The 26,320-nt window shown below is 62.1% G+C and carries 22 protein-coding genes; 5 read left to right on the forward strand and 17 right to left on the reverse strand.

Going from position 1 to position 26,320, the window contains the following annotated elements:
• Positions 1–71 precede the first annotated feature (71 nt).
• The 3 genes from BA011_RS38030 to BA011_RS38040 are packed head-to-tail and all read right to left on the reverse strand — an operon-like array spanning position 72 to position 2,290.
• Entirely contained in the window at positions 72–965 is an 894-nt protein-coding gene (locus BA011_RS38030; RefSeq protein ID WP_065284619.1) for an NAD(P)-dependent oxidoreductase, read from the reverse strand.
• Entirely contained in the window at positions 955–1,512 is a 558-nt protein-coding gene (locus tag BA011_RS38035) for a gluconokinase (protein WP_062940402.1), read from the reverse strand. The genes BA011_RS38030 and BA011_RS38035 overlap by 11 nt, the downstream gene beginning before the upstream one ends.
• A gap of 13 nt (positions 1,513–1,525) precedes the next feature.
• On the reverse strand, positions 1,526–2,290 hold the full coding sequence (locus BA011_RS38040) for an SDR family oxidoreductase (RefSeq protein WP_065284620.1): 765 nt from the start codon (positions 2,288–2,290) through the stop codon (positions 1,526–1,528).
• Between the two features lie 136 nt (positions 2,291–2,426).
• Between BA011_RS38040 and BA011_RS38045 the strand changes: the two genes are divergently transcribed.
• A complete protein-coding gene (locus BA011_RS38045; RefSeq protein ID WP_065284621.1) occupies positions 2,427–3,368 on the forward strand; it encodes a 2-hydroxyacid dehydrogenase in 942 nt (313 codons plus the stop codon).
• Between the two features lie 10 nt (positions 3,369–3,378).
• Positions 3,379–4,410 carry an L-idonate 5-dehydrogenase gene (locus tag BA011_RS38050; protein ID WP_065284622.1) on the forward strand — a complete coding sequence of 344 codons (1,032 nt, stop codon included), beginning with the start codon at positions 3,379–3,381 and terminating at the stop codon, positions 4,408–4,410.
• Between the two features lie 107 nt (positions 4,411–4,517).
• On the opposite strand, the gene BA011_RS38055 is transcribed toward BA011_RS38050, so the two are convergent.
• On the reverse strand, positions 4,518–5,594 hold the full coding sequence (locus tag BA011_RS38055) for a LacI family DNA-binding transcriptional regulator (RefSeq protein ID WP_065284623.1): 1,077 nt from the start codon (positions 5,592–5,594) through the stop codon (positions 4,518–4,520).
• A gap of 225 nt (positions 5,595–5,819) precedes the next feature.
• Between BA011_RS38055 and BA011_RS38060 the strand changes: the two genes are divergently transcribed.
• Positions 5,820–6,746 (forward strand): SMP-30/gluconolactonase/LRE family protein, encoded by a 927-nt coding sequence (locus tag BA011_RS38060; RefSeq protein WP_065284624.1) that lies wholly within the window; start codon positions 5,820–5,822, stop codon positions 6,744–6,746.
• Between the two features lie 61 nt (positions 6,747–6,807).
• Here BA011_RS38060 and BA011_RS38065 read toward each other — a convergent pair whose 3' ends face one another.
• Positions 6,808–8,955: a vWA domain-containing protein gene (locus BA011_RS38065; protein ID WP_065284625.1), complete on the reverse strand. Its 2,148-nt coding sequence runs from the start codon at positions 8,953–8,955 to the stop codon at positions 6,808–6,810.
• Positions 8,952–9,476 (reverse strand): RNA polymerase sigma factor, encoded by a 525-nt coding sequence (locus BA011_RS38070; RefSeq protein ID WP_065284626.1) that lies wholly within the window; start codon positions 9,474–9,476, stop codon positions 8,952–8,954. The genes BA011_RS38065 and BA011_RS38070 overlap by 4 nt, the downstream gene beginning before the upstream one ends.
• Before the next feature lie 224 nt (positions 9,477–9,700).
• On the opposite strand from BA011_RS38070, the gene BA011_RS38075 reads away from it, so the two are divergent.
• Complete coding sequence (locus BA011_RS38075) at positions 9,701–10,612, forward strand: alpha/beta hydrolase (RefSeq protein ID WP_065284627.1); 912 nt, start codon at positions 9,701–9,703, stop codon at positions 10,610–10,612.
• Positions 10,613–10,615: 3 nt separating this feature from the next.
• Here BA011_RS38075 and BA011_RS38080 read toward each other — a convergent pair whose 3' ends face one another.
• The 10 genes from BA011_RS38080 to BA011_RS38125 form a co-directional block, all read right to left on the reverse strand.
• Entirely contained in the window at positions 10,616–12,619 is a 2,004-nt protein-coding gene (locus tag BA011_RS38080; protein ID WP_065284671.1) for a CocE/NonD family hydrolase, read from the reverse strand.
• Positions 12,620–12,670: 51 nt separating this feature from the next.
• Positions 12,671–14,302: an ABC transporter ATP-binding protein gene (locus BA011_RS38085; RefSeq protein ID WP_065284628.1), complete on the reverse strand. Its 1,632-nt coding sequence runs from the start codon at positions 14,300–14,302 to the stop codon at positions 12,671–12,673.
• Positions 14,295–15,122, reverse strand: a complete 828-nt coding sequence (locus BA011_RS38090; protein ID WP_065284629.1) for an ABC transporter permease — start codon at positions 15,120–15,122, stop codon at positions 14,295–14,297. The genes BA011_RS38085 and BA011_RS38090 overlap by 8 nt, the downstream gene beginning before the upstream one ends.
• Positions 15,119–16,126 carry an ABC transporter permease gene (locus BA011_RS38095; RefSeq protein ID WP_027668833.1) on the reverse strand — a complete coding sequence of 336 codons (1,008 nt, stop codon included), beginning with the start codon at positions 16,124–16,126 and terminating at the stop codon, positions 15,119–15,121. The genes BA011_RS38090 and BA011_RS38095 overlap by 4 nt, the downstream gene beginning before the upstream one ends.
• Before the next feature lie 97 nt (positions 16,127–16,223).
• Entirely contained in the window at positions 16,224–17,813 is a 1,590-nt protein-coding gene (locus tag BA011_RS38100) for an ABC transporter substrate-binding protein (protein ID WP_065284630.1), read from the reverse strand.
• Between the two features lie 118 nt (positions 17,814–17,931).
• Complete coding sequence (locus BA011_RS38105) at positions 17,932–18,714, reverse strand: carnitinyl-CoA dehydratase (protein WP_065284631.1); 783 nt, start codon at positions 18,712–18,714, stop codon at positions 17,932–17,934.
• A 6-nt stretch (positions 18,715–18,720) separates the two neighbouring features.
• Positions 18,721–20,775: an acetate--CoA ligase family protein gene (locus BA011_RS38110; RefSeq protein WP_065284632.1), complete on the reverse strand. Its 2,055-nt coding sequence runs from the start codon at positions 20,773–20,775 to the stop codon at positions 18,721–18,723.
• Positions 20,776–20,779: 4 nt separating this feature from the next.
• Positions 20,780–21,940, reverse strand: coding sequence for an acyl-CoA dehydrogenase family protein (locus tag BA011_RS38115; RefSeq protein WP_065284633.1), 1,161 nt, complete (start codon positions 21,938–21,940; stop codon positions 20,780–20,782).
• A gap of 10 nt (positions 21,941–21,950) precedes the next feature.
• Entirely contained in the window at positions 21,951–23,441 is a 1,491-nt protein-coding gene (locus BA011_RS38120; RefSeq protein WP_065284634.1) for a carnitine 3-dehydrogenase, read from the reverse strand.
• Between the two features lie 7 nt (positions 23,442–23,448).
• Positions 23,449–24,351 carry a 3-keto-5-aminohexanoate cleavage protein gene (locus BA011_RS38125; protein WP_065284635.1) on the reverse strand — a complete coding sequence of 301 codons (903 nt, stop codon included), beginning with the start codon at positions 24,349–24,351 and terminating at the stop codon, positions 23,449–23,451.
• Between the two features lie 100 nt (positions 24,352–24,451).
• On the opposite strand from BA011_RS38125, the gene BA011_RS38130 reads away from it, so the two are divergent.
• A complete protein-coding gene (locus BA011_RS38130) occupies positions 24,452–25,450 on the forward strand; it encodes a GlxA family transcriptional regulator (protein WP_065284636.1) in 999 nt (332 codons plus the stop codon).
• On the opposite strand, the gene BA011_RS38135 is transcribed toward BA011_RS38130, so the two are convergent.
• On the reverse strand, positions 25,425–26,300 hold the full coding sequence (locus BA011_RS38135; protein WP_065284637.1) for a LysR substrate-binding domain-containing protein: 876 nt from the start codon (positions 26,298–26,300) through the stop codon (positions 25,425–25,427). The two genes, BA011_RS38130 and BA011_RS38135, sit on opposite strands and share 26 nt — an antisense overlap.
• Positions 26,301–26,320 lie beyond the last annotated feature (20 nt).

Consider the following 26,320-nt stretch of genomic DNA (forward strand, 5'->3'; position numbering starts at 1 on the left):
ATGTTATCGATAACATTTATGGATGGTCAAGCGGAAAGATGACGATCTCGAATTTCTCGGAGAGTTTGACGTCAATCGGCCTGAAATCCATCGAGAAGGCGCATCATCTCGGCCGAGTCTTTTGGCCCAAGCCCGGCAGCGCAGAGCAGGCGGTGGATCTCGACCACAGAGCCGGTCATCGGCAATGGCGTCTTCGTCTTCAGCGCAAAGGCTTGAAGCGAATCCAGGTCCTTCAACATGTTGTCGATTCTGCCTGTCGGCGAGAAATCCCGGGCGGCGAATTTAGCCATGAATTCCTGCAATATGCGGCTGTCCGCCCTGCCGCCGCCAAGGGCGGCCGGAATGGCGGCCGGATCGACGCCGCCGGCTTCAGCGAGCTTGACCGCCTCCGCGACGGCCTGAAACAGCACGGCGCAAAACAATTGATTGATCAGCTTCGTGGTCTGCCCCGCGCCGGATACACCCATCAGCGTGTAATTGGCGGCAAGATGCCGCATCACCACGCGTGCCCGTTCGAAATCCTCAGAGCTGCCGCCGGCCATAATCGTCAGGCGTCCGCTCAGCGCACCTGGCACGCCGCCGGAAAGCGGGCAATCCACCCATGCCATGCCGGTTTCTCGACGCAGCCGCGTCGCCATGTCGGCCGTGTCGGCCGGGTCGATCGAGGACATATCGATCAGCACCTTGTCGGCATCCGCCGCCGCCGCAACGCCCTTTTCGCCGAAGACGACAGCGCGGACGATGTTTGCGTGATTGAGGCTGAGCACGCAAAACGTCGACCATGAGACCGCTTCCTCCACGGAGCCGGCCGCGCGCGCGCCCTTGGCCTGCAAAGCCGCAACTTTTTCGGTATCCAGGTCGAAGACCGATACCTTATGCCCGGTTTCGATCAATCGGGTGACGATCGCCGTTCCCATGATGCCGGCACCGATGACGGCGACATCTGCTCTGTAGTCATCCTGCATGATAATCTCCTCCCTTGACGGCCATGCCGCTCAGTCCCTTGCAAGCCAGTGCCACAATATCATCCAACGCATTATCGATCGCCACCGTCACGACATTAGCTTCACCGGTCGGCGGCTCCAGCGTCTGCAACTGGCTGTCGAGCAAAGTCGCGGGCATGAAATGGCCCTGACGGGCCTGCATCCGCGACAGCAACAGGTCGCGGGATCCTTCCAGGAAAACAAAGGCGAGATGCCCGTCCGCCGCTTGACTCAACCTGTCCCGATAGCTTCTCTTCAGCGCCGAACAGGAAATCACCAGCCCTTGCGATACTTTTTGCGCGGTCCTTATTTCCTCGCCGATCCGGTCGAGCCACGGCAGGCGGTCGTCGTCGGTCAACGGTATGCCCTGCGCCATCTTCTCGACGTTTTGAGCCGGGTGGAGCTGGTCGCCCTCCAGAAACGGCACGCCGTTTCGAGCTGCGAGATGCTCTCCAACCGAAGATTTACCGCAGCCACTGACGCCCATGACGACGACGGCCAGAGGTGGCGCCTTTTTCTCGAAATCCATGGTCTCGTCTCTATCAGAGGCAGGTCGTGATGCCGCCGTCGACATAAAGCGTGTGCCCGTTGATGAAGGACGAGCCCCGGCCCGACAGGAAAACGGCGACGCCGACCAGTTCCTCGACATTGCCCCAGCGTCCGGCCGGCGTTCGCTTCTCGAGCCAGGACGAGAACTCGGGATTGTCGACAAGCGCCTGATTGAGCGGCGTCTTGAAATAGCCCGGCGCAATCGCATTGATCTGCAGGCCGTACTTGGCCCAGTCGGCGCACATGCCGCGGGTAAGATTGCGCACCGCGCCCTTGGTCGCCGTATAGGGAGCAATGCCGGGGCGCGCCAGTTCGCTTTGCACGGAAGCAATGTTGATGATCTTGCCCTGCCCGCGGGCGATCATGGGTTTGGCCGCCGCCTGGCCGACATAAAACACGCTCGAAATATTCGTGGTTAGCAGCAGCTCCCATTTGTCCGCCGGGAAATCTTCCAGCGGCGTGCGAAACTGCATGCCGGCATTGTTGATCAGGATGTCGAGCGGCCCGATATCGGATTCGATCGCGTCTATGCCTTCTTTGGCGGCATCCTTGCTGGTCACGTCGAAGATCGCCGCATGGGCAGACAGGCCTTGATCCTTGAGGCTCTCGACCGCGCGTTTGACGGTTTCGGGTGTGCGGCCGTTGATGATCACCTCGGCGCCATACTGCGCCAGGCCTTCGGCCAGGGCATAGCCGATCCCCTGGCTCGAGCCGGTGATCAGGGCGCGCCGTCCGGTAAGATCAAACAAGTTCTTCATGCAAATCACTCCTCCGGTCTCGCCGCGGGCGACGGCTTACGCTGCCGCTGACGGTGAAACTCACTTGACATCCCTTTTCCGAATTATATGTTATCGATAACATAATCAACTGTCAAAATGCGGGATGGAAAACGGAATGCCTGAGGTAGAAATCTTGATGACCGGAGCTTATCCGGAATGGGACATGGTGGATCTGGAGGCGACCTACCACATCCATCGCCTCTGGGAAGCGGCAGACCGGCAGGAGCTGATCTCCAGGGTCGGCAAGGATATCCGCGCCATAGCGACCCGTGGCGAACTCGGAGCGTCCGCAGAGTTGATGGCGCAATTGCCGAAACTGGAAATTGTCTCCTGTTACGGCGTCGGCACCGACGCCATCGACTTGTCCTATGCCCGCGCCAACGGCATTCGCGTCACCAACACCCCTGATGTGCTCACCGAAGATGTCGCCGATATCGCCATCGGACTGCTGCTTGCGACGGCAAGGCAGGTCCCGCAGGCCGATGTTTTCGTCCGCTCCGGTCAATGGGGCAGCGTTGCCATGCCGCTGGTGACGCGCGTCTCGGGCAAGAAGGTGGGGATCGCCGGCATGGGGCGGATCGGCAAGGCGATCGCCGGAAGGGCTGCCGCTTTCGGCTGCGACATCTCCTATTTCGCCCGCCATGATCACCAGGATGTTGCCTACACCTACGAGCCCGACCTGATCGCGCTTGCCGGTTGGGCCGATTTTCTGATCGTCATCGTCCCCGGTGGGGAGGCGACCATGAAGATCATCAACGCTGAAGTGCTTGAAGCACTCGGCCCGAAAGGCATCTTGATCAATGTTTCGCGCGGAACGACCGTCGACGAAGAGGCGCTGATCGCAGCCCTTCAAGACCGCACCATTCAGGCTGCGGGCCTTGACGTCTTCCTGAACGAACCCAAGATCGATGCACGTTTCCTGACCCTCCAAAACGTCGTGTTGCAGCCCCATCACGGCTCTGGCACTGTCGAGACCCGCAAGGCCATGGGCCAACTGGTCAGAGATAATCTCGCTGCGCATTTTGCGGGTCACCCGCTTCCAACTCCCGTCGTGTGAGGGTCCCGATATGAAAGCCATCGTCATTCATGCCGCCAAGGATCTCAGGATCGAAGAGCGCGAGCCGGAGGTTGCGGGCGCCGGGCAGGTGGAGATTGCCATCGAAGCCGGCGGCATATGCGGTTCCGATCTGCATTATTACAATCATGGCGGGTTTGGCACTGTTCGCCTGCGCGAACCGATGATCCTTGGCCATGAGATCGCCGGCACGGTCAAGGCGCTGGGCTCCGGCGTCGACGATCTTGCCGTCGGAGACCGTGTCGCGGTTTCCCCGAGCCGGCCGTGCAACCATTGCCAATATTGCCTGAAAGGACAGCAAAACCACTGCCTCAACATGCGGTTTTACGGCAGCGCCATGCCGATGCCGCATATTCAGGGCGGTTTTCGCCAGCGGCTGGTGGCAGAGCGTTGGCAGTGCCACAAGGTTACGGACGGCATTTCCATCCATGAGGCAGCCTTTGCCGAGCCCTTTGCCGTGACGCTGCATGCGGCAAACCGCGCCGGGTCGCTGCTCGGCAAACGGGTGCTTGTCACCGGTTGCGGCCCCATTGGGATGTTGGCGATCGTCGCGGCGCGCGTCCTCGGCGCCCGTGAGATCGTCGCGACCGACGTGACCGACAGCGTTCTGGCGATTGCCCGCACCAGCGGCGCCGACCAAACCATCAACGTTGCCACGCATGCTTCCGACCTTGCGGCCTACAGTGCCGAAAAGGGATATTTCGATGTCATGTTCGAGGCGTCGGGCAATGAGAAAGCCGTGCGCGCAGGCCTGGAGACGCTTAAACCCCGCGCTATTCTCGTGCAGCTCGGCCTTGGCGGCGATGTTTCCATTCCGCAAAACATGATCGTTGCGAAGGAAATCGAGATGCGCGGGACATTCCGTTTTCACGAGGAATTTGCGCTCGCCGTCGAACTGATCAACGCGCGTCGAGTCGATCTGAAGCCGTTGCTGACGAGTGTCTTTGGGATCGAAGAGGCCGTTGCCGCCTTCGAATTGGCGAGCGACCGCAGCAAGTCCATGAAAGTCCAGATCGCTTTCTGACCGACTGCACCACTCCTTAAATCGGAATCGATTTGAGGATAAAATTATCCAGCCATTCAAAGTTTTACAGCGCCGCGCGTCTGAAAAGACACGCGGCGCTGCAGTACTCAAGCGGTTGGCGCGCCGTTACGATCCGTGCTTTCGCGCAAGACAACCTTATAGCTCGTCAATGTGATCTCATCGCCAGTCGCCTCGCCGGTATGGAGGGCATCCAGCAGGCGGGCGGCGGCCTGACGACCGATGCCGTAACAGTCCACATTGATGGTGGTGATGCGCGGATGACATATGGACGAGATCTCGTAATCGCCGAAACCGGCAATGGCGATGTCCCGCGGAACCTTCATGCCCCTGCGCGTGCATTCCATGATGGCCCCGAAGGCCGAAAGGTCGGAGACGCAGAGAACCACTTCCGTGTCCGGCCAGCGCTCCAGCAGGCTGACGACCGCCTGGCCGCCCTGTTCCATGGTGATGGGCGGCACGCCGAAGGAAATCATTCGTCCCGGTCCGAGGCCGAGTTCTTCGACTGTTCTCTGGAAACCGCTTCGCCGCTGGCTGCCGCGCGTATCGCGCGCCGTCGTTCCACCGATATAGCCGAACTTCCGATATCCCTGACTGGCAAGCGTCCGCACCAGCAGGGCCATCGCCTCGCTGTTGGAAAAGCCGACGACCTGATTGATCGGATTTTCCGGAAGCTCCCAGGTCTCGACAACGGGAATGCCGGCTTTTGCCAGCATGCGCCGCGCGCGCGCCGTGTGCGAACCACCGGTCAGGATGATGCCTTCAGGCCGGCGGCGCAGCATCGCCTCGATCAGCTCTTCTTCCTTCTCCGCCGAATAGTCGGTATAGCCGAGAAGGAGCTGAAGGCCGGTATTCTGCAGCGCATCGGTCATGCCGCGGGCGGTGTCGGAAAAATTCGAATTGTTGATCGAGGGCACCAGGGCAGCGATGAAGCCGCTCCGCCTCGACGAAAGACTGCCGGCAGACAGGTCGAGCACATAGCCGAGTGCGTCGACGGCCTCCATGATGCGCTTCCGAGTCTCCTCGGAAACGCTCGCATCCTGGCGAAAGGCACGCGAAACGGTCATGGCAGAAACGCCGACATATTTGGCGACCTCCGCCATCGTCAGCTTTTGAGCGTCTCCCGGCTTGAGACGTTTGTCTTTCGGCTCATCCTCGTTTTTCACTGGTCTCCGCTTTCACAAGGCTTCCTGATTGGGTAATTCGTAACGATAAAGTTATCGCTATCATCCTACAATCGATATTATTACAGCAATACACCATTCCAGTGCCCAGAAACCACCATTCTCTAGGAATTTTCGCAAACGCCACCAGATCGGGCATCTGTACGAAGCCGTCAAAACACGGCAATATGATATCGATAACAATTTCAGCAAAAATGGAGGAGCATCATGTTCGGGCAAATTGACGGGACGGGGTTTGAGGTTCTCGACCCTCGCTTTGAAAGCTGCTTCGTCGGTCACGCCCGCGTCGAGCGGCTTTGGACCGGCGGCCGCTGGCTGGAGGGGCCAGCCTGGTTTGCCGCCGGGCGTTATCTGGTTTTTTCGGATATCCCCAACAACCGGATGATGCGCTACGACGATACCAGCGGGCAGACGTCGGTATTTCGTTCGCCCAGCAACAATTCGAATGGCAATACCGTCGACAATCAGGGCCGGCTGATCACCTGCGAGCATCTGACGCGCCGTGTCACACGGACGGAATTCGACGGCAGGATCACCGTTCTGGCCGATCGAATTGCAGGCAAGCGGCTCAATTCTCCAAACGACGTCACCGTCAAGTCCGATGGAACCATCTGGTTCACCGACCCGAGCTACGGCATCCTCCACGATTATGAGGGCGACTACGGCACAGAAGAAATCGGCGGATGCCACGTCTACCGGCATGATCCGGCATCAGGCACGACCGATCAAGTGGCGTCCGATTTCGTCAAGCCGAACGGGCTGGCTTTCTCCCCCGATGAGACAGTGCTTTATATCGCCGACACCGGGGCAACACACCTGTCCGGCGGTCCGCGTCATATTAGAAAGCTCGCAGTCTCGAATGAGGGAAGGCTGAGTGATCTCGGCGTTTTCGCAGAATGTACTGCAGGTCTGTTCGATGGTTTTCGCGTCGATCGGAAGGGCAGGATATGGACGAGCGCCGGCGATGGTGTGCACGCTTACGATCCGGATGGAACGTTGATCGGCAAGATCCATATTCCTGAGGGCGTCTCCAATGTTGCTTTCGGCGGAGAGAAATTGAATCGCCTGTTCATCACCGCGAGCACGTCTCTCTACGCTGTTTATCTCACCGCCAACGGGTCGAGACTGGGATAACGCCGAAAAGAGGCCGCCTTCCGGGACGGCCTCTCGTTTGGCGCGGCTTTTACGTCTTGCCTCATCGTTGGCTGAGGCCGTCCGCCAAACGAACGAGGCTGAGGAAATCCGACCTGTAGCCGAAGGTGTCAGTCCCCCGTGATGCCGCGGCGAGATCGGCAATCGCCTGGTAGGAATACGAGTCGAGAGCGGCGATGCGGCTCAGTTTCTGACTGAAGGCGGCGACGGCCACCGAGAAGCGGACATCCTGCGGCGCGGCATCGATGGTGGCGACCGCGTTGCCGTCATTAACAGGGGTGGTGATGAGAGCGCTCTTGTCCTCTCCCGGCCGCTTGTAGCGCATCTTGACGAAGGCAAGCTCGCCTTGACGGGTGCTGTCGGCGGTGTCGGCCGGCACCTTATTGGCTGCGCCATAACGCAGGTCGTCATTCATCACCGCGGGGCTTCCCTTGGGCGTAATCTCGTAAATCGCCGTGACGCTGTGGCCGGAGCCGATATCGCCGGCATCGACGCGGTCATTGTTGAAATCCTCGCGGTTCAGCGCCCGCGTCTCGTAGCCGATCAAGCGGTATTCGGCGATCCGTTCCGGGTTGAACTCGACCTGGAACTTGACGTCGCTGGCGATCGGAAACAGCGTCGATCCGGCCTCTTCGACCAGCGTCTTTTGCGCCTCGGCCAAGGTGTCGATATAGGCGGCGCTGCCGTTGCCGTTCTGCGCCAGCGTCTGCATCAGAGAATCGTTGAGATTGCCCCGCCCGAAACCGAGAACAGTGAGGAAGATACCGTCCTTGCGTCTTTCCTCGATGATGCGCTTCAAATCCTCATCGCTCGACGGGCCGACATTGAAGTCGCCATCGGTCGCCAGCATCACCCGGTTGACGCCGTCCTTGACAAAGGCCTGTTTGGCAAGGTCATAGGCCGCCTCGATGCCTTCTGCGCCGCCAGTCGAACCTCCGGGCTCCAGCCTGTCGATCGCCGACAGGATCTTCGATTTCTCCGCCACGCGTGTCGGCTGGAGCACCGTGCCGGCATTGCCGGCATAGGTGACGATCGAGACGGTATCGTCGGGTTTCAGCCTGTTGACGAGGAGCAGGAAGGCGCTCTTCAGCAGCGGCAGCTTGTCCGGCTCGTCCATCGAGCCCGACACGTCGATCAGGAAGACCAGATTGGCGTGCGGCGTGGTCGCCGGCGCGATGTCATAGCCCTTGATCGCCACATGCATCAATTCCGTGTCGTGGTTCCACGGGGTCGGCATGACAGTCACCGTCGCCTTGAACGGCTGGTCGGGATTGTCAGGGCCCGGCCAGTCATAGGGGAAATAATTGATCATCTCCTCGACCCGAACCGATTGCGGATCGGGCATCGTCCCGCCGGTCAACGACCGGCGGGCGAAGGCATAGGACGCGCTGTCGACGTCGGCGGCGAAGGTCGAAACCGGATCCGTCGCGACGCTCTTGATCGGATTGGCCGCCGCATTGGCAAACCGCTCGCGATTGGGATCGAGCTGCATCTGCACGCGCCCCTCCGCAGGCGGAGCAGGCGAAGGGGCGATGGCGGCCATCGGTTCGGCAAACTGCTGCTGGGGGGCGATGCCGGGAGCGGCAGGCACGGAGCGTTTGGCCCCTCCGAGTGCAGCGGCAGAACCTTCCGATTTATTCAGGAGAGTGGATATCTCGTCGGCGCTGAAATCAGGGAGCTGCGACGCAGCCGATTTCGCGGCGGCTTGCTGCTCCTTGTCCTGCAAAGCTGGCGCGCTGTCAGCAGCGGGTTGTTCGGCAAGTCCGCTCGTTTCGGGGATTGCCGGCCGAAGCTGAGGCACAACCGTAATGGGTTTCGCAGACTGGCGCGCCGCTTCGTCGATCGGTTTCGGCGCGTTATTCTTCGAAAGGTTACCGGCGATCTCAGTCTGGTCGACGATTGGCAATTGGTTGCGGGTCAGCTCGATCGCGAGATAGCCGGCGGCGGGAATGACGAGCAGTGTCGCAAGGGCTGAACCGGCGAGGAATTTCTTGTTCACGACAGGGCTCCATATCCAGTTGATGATGGAGCTTTGACGCCAGCCTTTCGCATTTCCTTGGGCGGCCGGCGCATTATTTTCTGCGGTGTCGAAGGCCTGCATCGCGGCAGCAAGCGCACGCGCACGCGCCTCCGACGTCGCGGCCGGCGGTGTCAGGCGGGAGAGCTTTTCGAGTTCCTTGTCCACGGTCATACCTCTTCCTTGCCGAGCACGGCCTTCAGCCTCTTGCGCGCCTCATGAACCTGCCAGGACACGGTCGCCTCCGAGCAGCCCATGACATCGGCGGCGGCAGAATGACTGAGACCTTCGCCGTAAACGAGCAGCACCGCGTCGCATTGCCTTTCCGGCAAGGCGCGCACGGCTGCCCATAATTCGCTCGATAGCTCGTCGTCATTTCCGGCCGGCGCATCCTGCTGCGGTTCGGCGGCGTAAGCGCGGAATGTCTGCGCCTCTCGTGCAAGCTTGCGTCTATGGTCGCGGGCAGCGTTCAGCGTCAGGGTATAGAGCCATGTCCTGAAGCGGCTGGCGCCGCGAAAGCTGCGGATCGCCGCGCCGAGCTTGACGCAGACCTCCTGGGCGATGTCGTCGGCGTCGGTGGAACTGCCCGACCACCGCCACGCCGTCGCATGGACGAATTCATAATGGCGCGACACCAGTTGCTCAAAGGCCTCCCGGTCGCCGACCTGCGCTCGTTCTATGAGCTCCGCGTCCAATTCCGCACCTACCCCATGCTACCAAGCAAGACGCTATTTCGAGATTGAGACGTTTCTCGGATGGCTTTCCTTGGGTCGGCGATGAAAAAATTATCGCGAATTTTGAAAGCCGCGACATCCATGGGTCGCGGCCAGACAGATCGTCCCCGTCGCAAAGGCGCATGATGAGGACAGAGTCGGCCAGGGACATGATCTGTCATCTCCCAAATCGCGAAAGGACCTCCATGTCCGCTCAACCGCCTGTCCCCACCGAAAGGGGCATCCTGCAGTTTCTCGCGATTTGCGATTCCTTCTATCCGCCAGACGCCGTTCAAGCATCGATCGAACAGCAGCGACATTGGTACGACGCTCTCTGCGCGCGTTTCGACCGCCCGCTGCCCCCGGAGATGATCTTTGCGGACGGCATGCTCCAGCGCATACCGATCCGGCGTTACCGTCCACGGAAAATCGGCACGCGCACCATTCTGCTCTATCTTCATGGCGGCGGCTTCGTTGTCGGTTCGCTCGAGAGCCATCATGCCATCTGCGCCGAGATCGCCGATTTTGCCGGCGCGGAACTTGTTTCGGTCGATTACCGGCTGGCCCCTGAATATCGCTGGCCGGCGCAGACGGATGACGGCTTTACCGTATTGAAGCATCTGCTTTCCGCCAACAGCAAGGTCGTGTTGATCGGCGACAGCGCCGGGGCCAATCTGGCGGCGGGCCTTGCATTGCGCGCGCGCGACGAGGGCCTGTCCGGAGTCGTCGGCCAAGTTCTGATCTACCCGACGCTCAGCGGGAACCTCGATGCGGGTTCCTATGCCGAAATGGCTGCAGCGCCGGGACTGACGACGGCGGATGTCGCTTATTATCGTGAGATGCTGCAGGCGCCGGCAGGCAATGAGATCGCCGAGCCGCTGCAGGCAGCTTCGCTTACCGGACTGCCGCCGGCCTTCATCACGGTCGCCTATTTCGATCCCCTCCGGGACGACGGCCGGCACTATGCCGCCCGGCTCGCCGCGGAGGGCGTTGAAGTCTGGTTCCGGGAGGAGCCGCAGATGGTGCACGCCTGGCTCCGCGCCCGCCACATGAGCGATGGCGCACGCGATGGCTTCCGCGCCGTCTGCGAGGCCGTCCGGCGTTTGGCAATGGCCTAACGATCACATCAGGTCACGCGCGATCCGCTTTTCCGCAAAGACCTTTTCGAAGATCTGCACGTCGTCCTCGAAGGCGGTGACGACAGCGCTGATGATCCAATCGGTCCGGGTGCAGGCAATCCGTGCGGTCGCCACCGTCCGGGCGAACCAGCCGGGGCGGCGCATGTCGCAGGTCCAGGTCGAGGTCCCGGTCATCGACTGGGGATTATCGGGTGAAATCGACCAGACTTCTTCCCGCGATTGCCGGGTCGAGAGACCTGTCTCAGGGTGTTCGGTGAGCCCCGTATCCTCGTGGATGTGATAGTCCGTTCGGGCGGCTGAGAGGTCGCGGACGACCTGCCGCTTCGTTACGGCGGCCGCGTGCTCGATGTATTTCGGCAGGGGATCGGGATTGGCCGGTTCCTTAATGTCGATCCGCTGGTGCTCGCCGAGCACCGGCAGCCCCAGGCCGAGCGCCGCGATATCGACCTCGATGCCTTCGTCATCAGGCGGCGGCAGGATCATCGGCCAATATGCGGTGGAAAGCGAAAGGCGGATGCGATGCCCCTTGCGGAAGCGGTAACCGCAAGTATCGAGCACGAGCCGGATCGACACCGTCTCGCCTGGCATCAGCGGCTTGGGATCGGCATTGCCGTCGCGGTGGGTAAGATTGACAACGCCGAAGGCGACACGCGTTGCCGTGCCATCGGGATGGACATCGACGAGCCGGGCGCAGAGATTTCCGTTTGCCGCCCGGGAGCGCAGGCCAAGTGTCAGCACCGGCCGGCCGAGATAGTCGTGATCCCTCGTAAGCGGCATCGAATCGAAGACTAGCGAGCCGGCATCGTCCGAGCGTTGATCGATCGCCATTTCCGCATCGGGTTTCAGCGTGAAATATTCACCCGATGCCGTCCCGGTGTCGAGCGGAGAGCGGAGATAGACGGGATGTTCGGGCGCGTGCGGAATCGGCATGCCTTCCGTCAACTTGCCGAACTGCTCGACATAGAAGCACTGCATCTGCGGCGGCGACCAGAGATCCTTGGCGATCCAGAAACCCGGATCGCTGTCGCGTCGCGGCGCAGGGCGGATGGCATCGAGAATATAGGCGCGGGCCTGCGGCAGCCTGTCGATCCCATTGTCCTCCCCCCGCAGCCATTTGTTCCACCAGGCGATCGCTTCGCCATGAAAATCGGTGCGCGGCTTCGGCCAGGCGAAATGCGGATACTTGTGGACCCAGGGGCCGATCAGCGCCTTTGCCCTGTCGCCCAGGCCTTCGACCGCCATCAGAGGCGTATTGCGATAGCCGTCAGCCCAGCCGGCGATGACCAGCGCCGGGATTTCCACGCTCGAAAAATCCTCCGAGATCGAGCCATGACGCCAGAAATCATCGCGCCGCTGATGGGCCAGCCACTCCTCCATGAAGAAGGGTTCGCCTGCCAGGCGTTCCAGCCACATTTCCTTCCAGCGCTCGCCGACAAGCGCGGGGTCGGGCGGCCGCGACTGGTAGCCAAGCATCGTCGCCGCCCATGAGAGCTGGGCGGAGAGATGGCAGCCGTTCTTGTAGTGGATGTCGTCGTTGTATCGGTCGACGGTCGAGGCGATCGAGATGACGGCCTTCAGCGCCGGCGGGCGCAATGCTGCGACCTGCAGGCTGTTGAAGCCGCCCCAGGAAATGCCCATCATGCCGACCGCGCCGTTCGACCATGGCTGCGCGGCAATCCAGGCGATCAGCTCGCAGGCATTGGCAAGCTCGCTTTCGGTATATTCGCCGTCGATGACCCCGTCGGATTCTCCGGATCCGCGGATATCGACACGCACGCCGGCAATGCCTGCGGCCGCGAATACCGGATAGGTCGACTCGTCCCGCAGACTGGTCCCGTCCCGCTTGCGATAGGGCAGGAATTCGAAAACGGCGGGAACGGGATCTTCGCTAGCGCCATCCGGCATCCAGATGCGCGCGGCAAGCCGCGTCCCATCCTTCAGTATAATCCATTCATTCTCGATGGTGGTGAAGCCGCGCGAGATCATGCTCATTCCTTGATGCACATTTCATGAGACGAGGGTTCCGCCCCCGTCAGGTCAGTTACCGGCGCTCTCCATGCGGCGCGTGGCAAGCACCCGTTCCAGCCAGCCGATTTCCATTTCCGGCACGGATTTCAACAGCAGATCGGTGTAATCGTCAAACGGCGGCGACAGCGCCGTCGATTTCGGACCGAACCGCACCAGCTGGCCGCGATGCATCACCGCCACGCTGTCGGCGATCGCCCGGACGATTGCGATGTCGTGGGTAATGAAGACGTAGGACAGCTGCTCTTCTTCTTGCAAGCGCAGCAGCAGCTTGAGGATACCCTCCGCCACCAGCGGATCGAGCGCCGAGGTCGGCTCGTCGCAGAGGATGAGTTCCGGCTTGGCGGCAAGCGCTCGCGCGATCGCCACGCGCTGCTTCTGCCCGCCGGAGAGTTCGGCCGGGTAGCGATCGACGAAGCCCTTGCCCATCTCGATCTGATCGAGCAGTTCCTTCACCCGCGCAGTTTTCTCGGCACCTCTCAGACCATAATAGAAGGTCAGCGGGCGGCCGATGATGTCGCGGACCGTCTGGCGCGGGTTCATCGCCGTATCGGCCATCTGGTAGATCAGCTGGATTCGCCTCAGATCGTCGTTCGGCCGGCTCTTCAGACCCGGCATCAGCGGCTTGCCGTCAAAGACGATGCGCCCGCTGCTCGGCGGCAACAGGCCGGTAATGACGCGCGCCAGGGTCGATTTGCCGGAACCGGATTCGCCGACGACCGCGAGCGTCTGCCCCTTCGGCACGTGCAGCGTGACATCGTGCAGCACTTTGAAGCCGTTGGAATATTCGGCGCTGACATTTTCGACCTTAAGAAGTGCCGTGGACTGGTCGGCGGCTTCCTCGCGGTAGGCCTGCCTGACATTGACGAGAGCGCGGGTATAGTCCTCCCGCGGCGCCTCGATGATCTGCTGGACACTGCCATATTCTACCTGCTTGCCATAACGCAGGACCATGATGTCGTCCGAAATCTGGGCGACGACGGCAAGGTCATGGGTGATGTAGAGGGCGGCCGTGTGCGTTTCCTCGATGGCATGCTTGATCGCCGCCAGCACGTCGATCTGCGTGGTGACATCAAGCGCTGTCGTCGGCTCGTCGAAGACGATGAGTTCGGGGTTGGAGCAGAGCGCCATCGCCGTCATCGCGCGCTGCAGCTGGCCGCCGGAGACCTGGTGGGGAAAGCGCTCGCCGAAGGTTTCGGGATTGGGCAGGCCGAGAACCCCGAACAGATAAAGCGCCCGTTTGCGCGCCTCGTCTTTGCTCATCAAACCATGCTTGACCGACGCTTCGATCACCTGATCGCCGAGCCTGTGCGCCGGATTGAAGGCGGCCGCCGCCGACTGCGCGACATAGCAGACCCGGGCGCCGCGAATTTTACGGATGCCGTTCTTGCCGAGCGCCAGGATATCGGTGCCGTCGAGCCGCACCTCGCCGCCGGTGATTTCGGCGCCGCCCCGGCCATAGGCAAGCGCGGAAAGGCCGATCGTCGACTTGCCGGCGCCCGATTCCCCGATGAGGCCGAGAACCTTACCCTTCTGCAGGTCGAAGGAAACGCCGTCGACGATCGTCACCCGCCTGGGCGGTTCGCCCGGCGGATAGCTGGTCGCTTCGATCTTCAGATTGCGAACGGAAAGAAGCTCAGGCATCGCCGCGCCCTCCCTTGAGGCTGGATGTGCGTTTCAGGAGCCAGTCGACGACGAGATTGACGCAGACGGCAAGTGTCGCGATCGCGGTGCCCGGCACCAGCGCTGCCGAGATACCGAAGATGATGCCGTCCTTGTTGTCCTTGACCATGCCGCCCCAATCGGCCGCGGGCGGCTGAATGCCGAGGCCGAGGAAGGAAAGCGTCGAGAGGAACAGGATCGAGAAGGCGAAGCGCAAGCCGAATTCGGCAAGCAGCGGCGACAGCGTGTTCGGCAGGATTTCGCGGAAGATGATCCAGAGCTTGCCTTCGCCGCGCAGCGTCGCAGCCTCGACGAATTCCATCACCGCGACATCGAGCGCCACGGCGCGGCCGAGACGGTAGACGCGGGTGGAATCGAGGATCGCCATGACAAGGATCAGCACGACGATATTCTGCGGCAGCACCGCAAGAACCACGAGCGCGAAGATCAGCGTCGGGATCGACATCATCAGATCGTTGAAGCGTGAGAGGACGGTGTCGACCACGCCGCGCGAGACGGCGGCGGTGAAGCTCAGGATGATGCCGAGCGAGAAGGAGATGACGGTGGCGGCGGAAGCGACCACCAGCGTCGTGCGTGCGCCGTAGATCAGCCGCGAGAAGATGTCGCGGCCGAGATTGTCGAGGCCGAAGATATATTGATCATCCGGCATCTGCCAGACGTCGCCGACGACCTGCGTCTCGCCATAAGGAGCGATCCATGGTGCGAAGATTGCGAAGATGAAGGCGATGGCGATACCGGCCATGCCGATCCAGGCGGTGATGGGGATGTCTCTCAATCTCATCTTGGATGCCTCAGCCTGGGATTGGCGATAATCGCGAGAATATCGGCCGTCATGTTGAGGAAGATGTAGACAGCCGCGAAGATCAGGCCGCAGGCTTGCACGACGGGCATGTCGCGCACGGTGACCGCATCGACCATGTACTGCCCCATGCCGGGATAGACGAAGACCACTTCGACAACGACGACACCGACCACGAGATAGGCAAGCGTCAATGCGATGACGTTGATGATCGGCGCGAGCGCATTGGGGGCGGCATGCTTGACGATCGACCGGAAGGCGCTGAGTCCCTTCAGCTCTGCGGTCTCCATATAGGCCGACGACATGACGGAGAGGATTGCTGCGCGCGTCATGCGCATCATATGCGCGAGTACGACGAGCACGAGGGTCGCCGTCGGCAGCGCGATTGCCTTCAACCGCTCGACGAAACCCATGCTGTCATAGACCGTCGCCGGAAAGGTGGCCACGCCGAACTTGACCGCGAAGAACAGGATCAGCAGGTAGCCGACGAAGAATTCCGGCAGCGAGATCGCCGCAAGCGAGATGACGTTGATGATCTTATCCGGCAGGCGGTTGCGGAAATGCACCGACAGCATGCCGAGCCCAACGGCGAGCGGCACCGATATCACGGCCGCGAAACCCGCCAGGAAGAGCGAATTGCCAAGGCGCTTGCCGATCTGTTCGCTCACCGAATTCTTGCTGGCCCAGGAGGTGCCGAAGTCACCCTGGACGGCGTTGCCGAGCCACTCGACGTAGCGCGTCGTGATTGGACGATTCAGCCCGAGATCCTCTCGAATATTGGCGACGGCCTGCGGTGTCGCCGACTGGCCGAGATAGGTGGTGGCAAAATCGCCGGGCAGGGCTTCAAGGCCGCCGAAGATCACGATGGAAACGGCAAAGAGCAGGACGATACTGAGCAAGAAGCGCTCGAGGATAAGGGCAAGCAGCGGAAAACGCTGCCGAAACCCGAGGCCGGGCAAGATATTGCTTGGGGCAGGATTGGTCATGGCGAGGACCTCGCGCTAAAACGTCGGGAGGACCGCGGGTTTTCATCCCCCGGTCCAGGCTTCGTTGGAGATCGGAGGGGCAAACGCCCCCATGCCCTCAGGCGTCCAGCCAGACGCGGGTCGCGACGTAACCGTTCGACATGTCGTTGCCGATGTCGTGGACATAACCCTTCACCTGCTTGGTGGAGGCGTTCACGAAATCGTTGAACATCGGCAGGATGACCCCACCTTCGTCGCGCACCGTCATCGCCATGTTGCGATACATGTCCTTGCGCTTGGCTTCATCAAGTTCGGAGCGGGCCTCCAGCAACAGCTTGTCGAAGTCAGGACGCTTGAACTTGGTGTCGTTCCAGTCCGCCGTCGAGAGATAGGCGGTGGAATACATCTGGTCCTGGGTCGGACGGCCACCCCAGTAGGAGGTCGAGAAGGGTTGGACGTTCCAGACGTTGGTCCAGTAGCCGTCGCCCGGTTCGCGCTTGACCTCGATCTCGATGCCGGCCTTCTTGCAGCTTTCCTGGTAGAGGACGGCTGCATCGACACCGCCGGGGAAGGCGACTTCGGAGGTGCGCAGAAGCACCGAACCGCTATGGCCCGACTTCTTGTAGTGGAACGCGGCCTTGTCAGGATCGTAAACACGCTGCTCGATGCCCTCGGGAAACAGCGCATAAGTGCTGTTGATCGGGAAGTCGTTGCCGACCTTGCCGTAACCGCCGAGAATCTTCTCCACCATGGTCTCGCGGTCCATGGCGTATTTGAGGGCGAGGCGCAGGTCGTTGTTGTCGAACGGCGCCTTGTCGCAATGCATGATGAAGACGTAGTGGCCGCGGCCGGCGGTCGAGAGGATCTCGACGTTCGGGGCGCGCTTCAGCAGATTGACGGTCTTCGGGTCGACGCGGTTGATATAGTGCACCTGGCCGGACGACAGGGCCGCGATGCGGGCGGTAGCGTCGTTCATGCCGATGATTTCGATCGAATCCACATAGCCGCGGTCGGTGCGCCAGTCGTCCTTGTTCTTTTCGAAGGTGGCGCGGACGCCGGGCTCAAAGCTCGTCATCTTGTATGGGCCGGTGCCGATCGAGGCGAGAGGATCGTCGACGCCGCCGTTCGGCTGGATGACCAGGTGGTAGTCCGACAGCAGCAACGGCATGTCGGCATTGCCTTCGCTGAGCGTCAGTACGAGATTGCCGCCGTCGGCCTTGATCTCCTTGATCGAGCCGAGAACACCGAGCGCGCCGGACTCCGACTTCGCGTCGGTATGACGCTTCAGCGTCGCAACGACGTCGTCGATCGTCAGTTCCTTGCCATCGTGGAACTTGACGCCCTTGCGGATCTTGAAGGTCCAGGTAACAGCGTCCTTCGACGGCTCCCAGGATTCGGCAAGCGAGGGCACGGCCGCACCCGTCAGTGGATCGGACTCGACCAGCATGTCGCCCCAGCAGCGGCCGATGCAGAACATGACCTGCGACAGAAACTTTGCCGGATCCTTCGAATCGGTGGCTGCACCGCCTTCGAGGCCGAGCTTCAGGTGGCCGCCGCGCTTCGGTTCAGCGGCTTCGGCACTTTCGGTGAAGAGCTTGTCGGCGACGGCAAGTGTGATGCCGGCCGCCATGGCGCGTCCCATGAATTCGCGGCGGCTGAGCCCGCCGGCGGTGACACGGCTTGCGAGATATTTGGTGTAGTCGTTCATTCCCCAGTTCCTTCTTTATGGTGCGTTGACAGAACTTCCGGGCAGGTCCGCAGGCGGTTTCCTCTCCACCTCCGGTGCCCGCATCATGCGGGAAAACAGTGCGGTTGCTGCCGCCTCGTTATTGTCCTTTCCAAATGGGGCTTCGCTTCTCGGCAAACGCCCGTGCGCCTTCCAATTGGTCCTCGCTCGAATAGAGCCTGTCGACCGTCGCAAACTGCCGCTTGGTGATCTTGTTCATGGCAGTCTGGAACGTCGAACCCTCCGCTTCGCGGACGATTTCCTTGATCGCCGCATAGACGAGCGGCGGCCCGCTCTCGAGCAGCCGGGCAAGCTCCCAGGCTCTTTCCATCAGCCGGTCGGCCGGTAGGATCTCGTTGACGAAACCCCAGCGATGCGCCTCGTGAACGTCGAGCCAGCGTCCGGTCAAAAGCATGTCCATGGCGATGTGGTAGGGGATGCGTTTCGGCAGCTTGATCGAGGCCGCATCGGCAACCGTGCCCGAGCGGATTTCCGGCAGGGCGAAACTCGCATGCTCGGCGGCAATGATCAGGTCGGTCGACAGCGCGATCTCCAGACCGCCGCCGCAACAGATACCGTTCACCGCACAAATGACCGGCTTGTTGAGGTCGCGCAGTTCCTGCAGCCCGCCGAAGCCGCCGACGCCGTAATCTCCGTCGACCGCATCGCCTGATGCCGCCGCCTTGAGATCCCACCCGGCACAGAAAAACTTCTCGCCGGCGCCTGAGACGATGGCGACGCGCAGCGTTGGGTCGTCGCGGAAATTTCGGAAGATCAACCCCAGGGCGCGACTGGTCGCAAGGTCGATGGCATTCGCCTTCGGCCGGTCGATGACGACTTCGAGTACTCCGCCGTCATGTCGTGTGCGAATGTGGTCGCTCAACCTATGCTACCTCCTCCGCCGTATCAGAGCATCGACTGCAATAACGCCATGCCCTTCGGGAAGAACCATCAATGGATTAATGTCCAGTTCCTCCATGCATGCCGCGTTCTTTACGACATAATCTGCCGCTGCTGAGACAGCGCCGACAGCGGCCTCGAGATCGCCTCTCGGCCGACCACGATAGCCATAGATCAATTTCGCAAGCTTGAGACGTGAAATCGCCGCGTGAATCTGAGTTTTCGTCGCCGGAAGAGGCAGGATGACGGAATCCTCAAGCAATTCAACGAAGATCCCGCCCGCCCCCAAGGTGAGCGACAATCCGAAGACGGGGTCGCGGATGGCGCCGACAATGAGCTCGGCGACCGGCATATAGATCATCTTCTCGACCAGAAAACCGGCGTTTGGCGGCATGGCCGCTGCCGCATTCGACACGGCTTCAACATCCTCCAGGTTGAGCGCGACGGCCCTGGCCTCGGTCTTGTGGGCAATGCCGAGCGCTTTCAGCACGACGGGAAAACCGAGCCGCTCGGCCTGCTCGGCCGCTTGACCGGGAGAGGAGGCCAATAGCCCTTGCGGAACCGGAAGGCCGAAGGCAGCAAGCTCAGCCTTCGCATCGGCCTCCGTCAGCGTCTCGATTTCGCCGTCCATAGCAGACACGTCAAGCAGCGGCAGGGGAGGCGGACGATCCCACGCCTGGCCGATGCCGGCGGCGACTTCCGCAGCTGTGATGGCTTCGTCGATACCGCAGAAGGCAATGATGCCGTTTGCCATCAGCCGCTCGGCGATAGGCTCCGGCATGTTTTCCGGAAGGGTCGCCAGAAGGCCAGCCAGCGCACTGGTCGCGGCGGCAGCCGCAATGACCGCGTCTGCCGTCATCGCCCATTCGGACGCATCGCAGCGGTCACCGCGCGGAAAGTCGAGGACGACGAGATTGAGCGCGTAGCCGCCATCGAACATGGCGCTAAAGGCTTCGGTCTGGCGTGCGAGATCGCCCCAGACGAAGGTGTGGTAATCAAGCGGATTGGACAGCGTCACCATCTCGCCCAGAACGCGCCGCAGCCGTGGCAATTGTTGCGGCTGCAGTGCAGGGAATTCCACGTTGCGACCGACGACAGCATCCGCCATCAGCGAGGCTTCGCCACCGGAACAGCTCATCGACGAGATCGAATGGCTTGTGAGCGGACCGGCGACATGCAGCAGCTTCAGGGTTTCCAAGAGCGCCGGCAAGGTCCGGACACGGCCGATGCCGAGGCGGGCAAGCACTGCGTCCGCGACGGCATCGCCGCCGGCGAGCGAGGCGGTGTGCGACACCGCCGCGCGTTTTGCCTGCTCCGACCGACCGACCTTCAGCACGACGACCGGCTTTCTCGACCGCCGGGCAAGGGCGGCCAGGCGTTCGAGTGACGACAGATCTCCGAAGCCTTCGACATGAAGGCCGAGCGCCGTGACGCGCGGATCGCCGATCAGTGAGCAGGCGACATCGGCAAGCGATGTCCGCGCCTGATTGCCGGCCGTGACCACATAGGCGATCGGCAGGCCGCGGGTCTGCATGGTCAGGTTGATGGCGATATTCGAAGACTGCGTGAGGATCGCAACGCCGCGTTCGATGCGCTGCATACCATGCTGGTCAGGCCAGAGCAACGCACCGTCGAGACCGTTGATGAAGCCGTAGCAATTCGGCCCGAGGATCGGCATGTCGCCAGCAGCCTGCAAAAGGGCCTGCTGCAGCTCGGCGCCGTCGCCGAGTTCACCCGTCGCCTCGCTGAAGCCCGATGCATAACAGACCGCGCCGCCGGCACCGGCCTCGGAAAGGCTGCGGACGATTTCGACGGTCAGCGTCCTGTTGACGCCGACGAAGGCGGCGTCCGGCGCCGAAGGCAGATCGGAGACGGAGCGATAGCAAGGCCGCCCGAGCACCTCGTCGAGCTTCGGATGGACAGGCCAGATCTCGCCGGCAAATCCCAGGCGGTCGCACTGCTCGATCACCCTGCGCGCCTCGCGGCCGCCGAAGACGGCGATCGTTTGCGGTCTGAGCAGGCGGTCGAGCGGGCTAGATGTCATCGGCTCACGCTCCCAAAGGTCGAAGCAGATCGCGGCTGATGATATGCCGCTGGATTTCGGAGGTGCCGTCCCAGATGCGCTCCACACGCGCATCGCGCCAGAAGCGGGCGAGCGGCAGGTCGTCCATCAGGCCCATGCCGCCGAAGATCTGGATCGCCTCGTCGGTGACCCGGGCCAGCATTTCGGATGAGTAGAGTTTGGCCGAGGCGATCTGCCGGTCTGCGGAGAGCCCGGCATCGAGCCGCCAGGCGGCGGCGAGCGTCAGCCAATCGGCAGCGTCGATCTCGGTAATCATATCGGCGAGCTTGAACGACACGCCCTGATTGGCGCCGATCGGCTTGCCGAACTGCTTGCGCTCGGCGGCATAGGGCAGCGTCATGTCGAAGACGCGCCGTGCCCGGCCGACGCAGGTGGCGGCTACGGTCAACCGCGTGCCGTGGAGCCATTGATTGGCGATATCGAAGCCGCGATGCACCTCGCCCAGCACTTGGGATTTGGGAATCCGGCAATCCGTGAAGCTGAGGGTGCTATTATGGTAGCCGCGATGCGACACGGAATCGTAGCCCCTGAGGATTTCAAAGCCCGGCGTGCCGCGATCCACCAGGAAGGCGGTGATCTTCTTCTTGATGCCTTTCGACGTTTCCTCCTCGCCCGTTGCGGCAAAGACGATGACGAAGTCGGCGACGTCGGCATGGGAGATGAAATGTTTCGTGCCGTTCAGCACGAAGTCGCCGCCGTCCTGGCGGGCGGCGCATTTCATGCCGCGCACATCGGAACCGGCGTCCGGCTCGGTGATGGCGAGCGCATCGATCTTCTCGCCGCGCACCGCGGGCAGGAGATAGCGCTCGCGCTGCTCGCCCTCGCAAGCCATCAGGATGCCCGAGGGCCGGCCGAAGAAAACAGTCAGCCCGAGGGAACCGCGCCCGAGCTCCCGCTCGACCAGCGTGAAGGTGACATGGTCGAGGCCGGCGCCGCCAACCTCTTCCGGGAAATTGCAGGCGTAGAAGCCGAGATCGATGCATTTGCGCTGGATCTCGCGTCCGAGCTCCGGCGGGACGGCGCCGCTGCGCTCGACCCCGTTTTCATGCGGATAGATTTCAGTTTCGACGAAGGCGCGGACCGTCTCGACGATCATTTCCTGTTCTTCGCTCAGTCCGAAATGCATGCCGATCCTCCTACCGCCTCTGGCCGACGTGACGGCCGGCGCCTTCAGGTGCTGCCAACTTCGCGTGGGCTCCAGCAATCGCCTTCGCGTGGTTGATGATATCAGCCGGCGCCGGTAGGGCCTTGCCGGCCTTGCTGTCGACATGTAGCAACATGTGCTCGGCGGTTGCGAGAGCCTCGCCCGTCGCCGTGTCGTGAAGTGTGTGGAAGACGTGCAGCCGTTTCTCGTCGACATCTAGGATCTGGCTGGTCGAATGGATCGTCTGGCCGAGCTTCGCCTCGCCGAGATGGCGGATGTGGGTTTCCACCGTGTAGTAGCTGTGTCCCGCCTCGACATAGGCGAGATCGACGCCGATGAGGCGCAGTAGCGCATCTGATGTATCGCCGAAGACCTGCAGGTAGCGGTGCTCGGTCATATGGCCGTTATAGTCGACCCAGGCGGGGCCGACTTTCGTCTCGACGAGCCTCAGCGGCTTCGATGGGTCGAAAGACGCGGTCGTCCCGCCGCCTTGCGCCCAGAGCGATTGCTCGAAGTCCTTCAGCAGCTTGCCGGCGCCCCAGCCCTTGCCGCCATCGCCGCCCTTGAGGGCCTGCAGGATGCCGACGAGGTTTTCGTCGCGGATGCGTTCGAGCTCGCGGATCGACAGGCCGGCCGCCTGCTCGTCGGATTGCCGGCCGATCTTTTCGATCAGCGCATCGTCGAGATCGACGACATCGGTGAGCTTGGTCCAGGGCCAAGCAAGGCAGGGGCCGAACTGGGCGAGGAAGTGGCGCATGCCGGCCTCGCCACCGGCGATGCGGTAGGTCTGGAACAGGCCCATCTGCGCCCAGCGCAGGCCGAAGGAGTAGCGGATGACGTCATCAAGCGTCTCGACGGTGCAGATCTCGTCGTGGATCAACCACAAGGCCTCGCGCCAGAGCGCTTCGAGCAGCCGGTCGCCGACGAAAGCCTCGATCTCCTTGGCGATGTGGACGCCCTTCATGCCGAGCGGCAGCAGTCTTTCGATCGCCGCCTGGATGGTTGCCGCCGAGGTCTTCTCGCCACCAACGATTTCGACGAGCGGCAGCAGATAGACGGGATTATAGGGATGGGCGACGAAGAGGCGCTCGGGATGCGTCATATCACGCTGCAGATCGGTCGGCAGCAGGCCTGACGTGGAAGAGCCGATCAGGGCGTCCGGGCGCGCCACAGCATCGATCTCAGTCAGGACGCCGCGCTTGAGGTCGAGCCTTTCCGGCACGCTTTCCTGAATCCAGTCGGCGCCGGCGACGGCTTCCGCGAGCGTCGTGCAGAAGGTCAGCCTGCCGCGGGGCGGCAAAGGTGCACCGGTCAGCATGGCATAGGCTTTTTCGGCATTGGCGAGCACTTCGCCGACGATGCGGCTCGCTTCCGGATGCGGATCGAACACATCAACGTCGATGCCGGCCAGCAGAAACCGCGCGATCCATCCGCCGCCGATGACGCCGCCGCCGATACAAGCCGCCTTATTGATCCCAGTCATGCCGTCCTCAGCGCTTCGTCAGTTTGAGTTTCCTGCGAACGTCTTCCGGGCCGATGATCCGCGCACCCATGCCCTCGACCACCTGCACGGCCTTTTCGACGAGCTCAGCATTGGTGGCGAGCTGGCCCTTGCCGACAAAGAGGTTGTCCTCCAGGCCGACGCGCACGTTGCCGCCGGCGAGAACGGCTGCCGCCGGATAGGCCATGGCGTTGCGGCCGATCGAAAAGGCCGAAAAAGTCCAGCTCTGAGGCACGTTGTTGACCATCGCCATGAAGGTGTTGAGATCGTCGGGCGCACCCCATGGAATGCCCATGCAGAGCTGGATCAGCACCGGGTCTTCGATCAGGCCTTCCTCGGCAAGCTGCTTGGCAAACCAGAGATGGCCGGTGTCGAAGGCTTCGATCTCGGGGCGCACGCCGAGATCCGTCATTTTCTTCGCCATCACCCGCAGCATGGCCGGCGTGTTGGTCATGACATAATCGCCGAGGTTGAAGTTCATCGTGCCGCAGTCGAGCGTACAGATCTCAGGCAGGCATTCGGCGACATGGCTGACACGCTCGGTGGCGCCCGCCATATCCGTTCCCTTTGGATTGAGGGGAAGGGGCTTTTCGACATCCCCGAAGATCAGGTCCCCGCCCATGCCGGCAGTGAGATTGAGGACGACGTCGACATCGGCCGAGCGGATGCGGTCGGTGACCTCCCTGTAGAGGTCGTTTCGGCGGCTGGCAGCACCCGTTTCCGGGTCGCGGACATGGCAGTGAACGACCGCAGCACCGGCCTTTGCCGCGTCGATGGCGGAATCGGCGATCTGCTTGGGAGTGATCGGCACGTGGGTGGATCTGGAAACCGTATCCCCGGCGCCGGTGACGGCACAGGTGATGAAAACATCGCGGTTCATCGCAAGAGGCATGTTTTTGTTCTCCCTCGTCTTGTCCGCATTACGCGACAGGATGGACGGCGATGCGTTGCAATCTCGGAAGTAATTGATACATTATCGGAACTTAAGGGAGGTGATCTTGCTGCAGCGATCGACGGAACGCCTCGATATCGACGTTCTCGTCCTGCCGGATGCGAACCTGATCCTGATCGCCTCGGTCATCGAGCCGCTGCGCGGCGCCAACCGCATTTCCGGCAGCGAACTCTATCGCTGGCGGCTGCTCACGCCGGACGGAGCACCGGTCCTGACCACCAGCAATATTGCCGTGCCCGCCCAGGGCGCTTTCAAGGCGACGACCGAGGATGCGCCTCTGTTTGTGCTGGCCAGTTACAACTGGCGGCGCAGCGCGACCCCGGCGCTGAAGATGCAGCTCTCCCAGGCTGCCCGCTATCGCACGGTGATTGCCGGCATCGAGTCCGGCACATGGCTGCTGGCCGAAGCCAGCCTGCTCGACGGGTTGCAGGCGACCGTCCACTGGGAAGACTATGAGGATTTTGCGCTGGCCTATCCTGAGGTACAGGCCGTCAAGGATCGTTTCGTCATCGACGGCAAGCGCCTGACGACCTCGGGTTCGCTTCCGACCGTCGACCTGATGCTGGAGGTGATCCGGCAACGGCAAGGCTATTCGCTGGCGCTCGAGGTCAGCCGGCTATTCCGTTACGAGCAACCGTCCTTCCATGCCGATGAGCCTCTTTCCGCAGCCTCGGCCGGACTGCGCATGCACGATCCCCGCGTGACGCAGGCAGTACGGCTGATGGAGGAGCATATCGAGCAGCCTCTGGTCCTGACACGGCTCGCCCGCCGGGTGGGCATCAGTGCCCGGCATCTGCAGGATCTCTTCCAGCAAAGCATCGGCGCACCGCCGCATGTGCATTATCTCGCGCTGCGCTTGAATGCGGCGCGCCGCAAGGTGATCGAGACGACCGCCTCTTTCGCTGACATCGCCGCGGCGACCGGCTTCAACTCGGCCTCAGCCTTTGCGAGAAGTTACCGGGCGAATTTTTCCGAAAGCCCTTCCGAGACCCGCCGCCGCTTGCGCCGCCGCATCACGTCATCGCAGGTGCTGGGATAGGCTGGAACGCATCCCGTATCATTTCAGCAAGTTCCCGGACGGCTTCGCTGGAACGGTAGGTGCTCCGGCGGAGCACGACCTTGGAGGAATCGACCGGCGGGAAACCGTCTTCGCCGGTCAGCTCCCGGCAGCCGGGCGGGATGTTGCTGCGGGAAAGCGTGGTGACGGCAAGACCGGCGATGACGGCATTCTTCAACCCCGAGCCGGTATCGGCGATAAAGGCGATCCGGTAGTTGCGGCCGATCTGCTCCAGCGACCGGAGCGCAAAATCGCGGCACCAGGTGGAATTGCGATAGATCGCAATCGGCAGGGGATCGATATCGTGCAGCCGATGGACCATCGATGTGACCCAGACCGTGGGATCAATGCAGATGACCTCGCCTTTCGTCTCATCGCTCCAGTCGAAAACGACGGCCAGATCGAGCTCATCCCGCTCGAGGGCGGCCAGGTTGCGGACCGTGTAGTCGCAGGACACGGTGACCTCGACGGCCGGGTGGCGCACAGCGAAAGCCGCAAGGGCTGCCGGCAGCACCGTCTGGCTGTATTCCTCCGGAATTCCGATGCGCACCGGTCCGTCCAGCGGCTTGCTGCGGATCGTCGCAGCCGCCTCGTTCAAGAGGTCGATGATCCTGCGGGCATAGGGCACCAGCTGGATGCCCTGGCGTGTGAGCAGCACGCCGCGGGCGCCGCGCTCGAACAGCGTTTCGCCGATCGTCTGCTCGAGCCTCTTGATCTGGGTGCTGACGGCCGACTGCGTCCGCCCGATGCGCTGGGCGGCGGCGGAGAAATTGGAGGTTTCGGCAACGACCAGGAAGGTTCTCAGCAGGTCACTCTCAATCGGCTCGTGCATCTGAATAGCCATAGAAAAAA

This window comes from Rhizobium leguminosarum (assembly GCF_001679785.1).
Lineage (GTDB): Bacteria > Pseudomonadota > Alphaproteobacteria > Rhizobiales > Rhizobiaceae > Rhizobium > Rhizobium leguminosarum_R.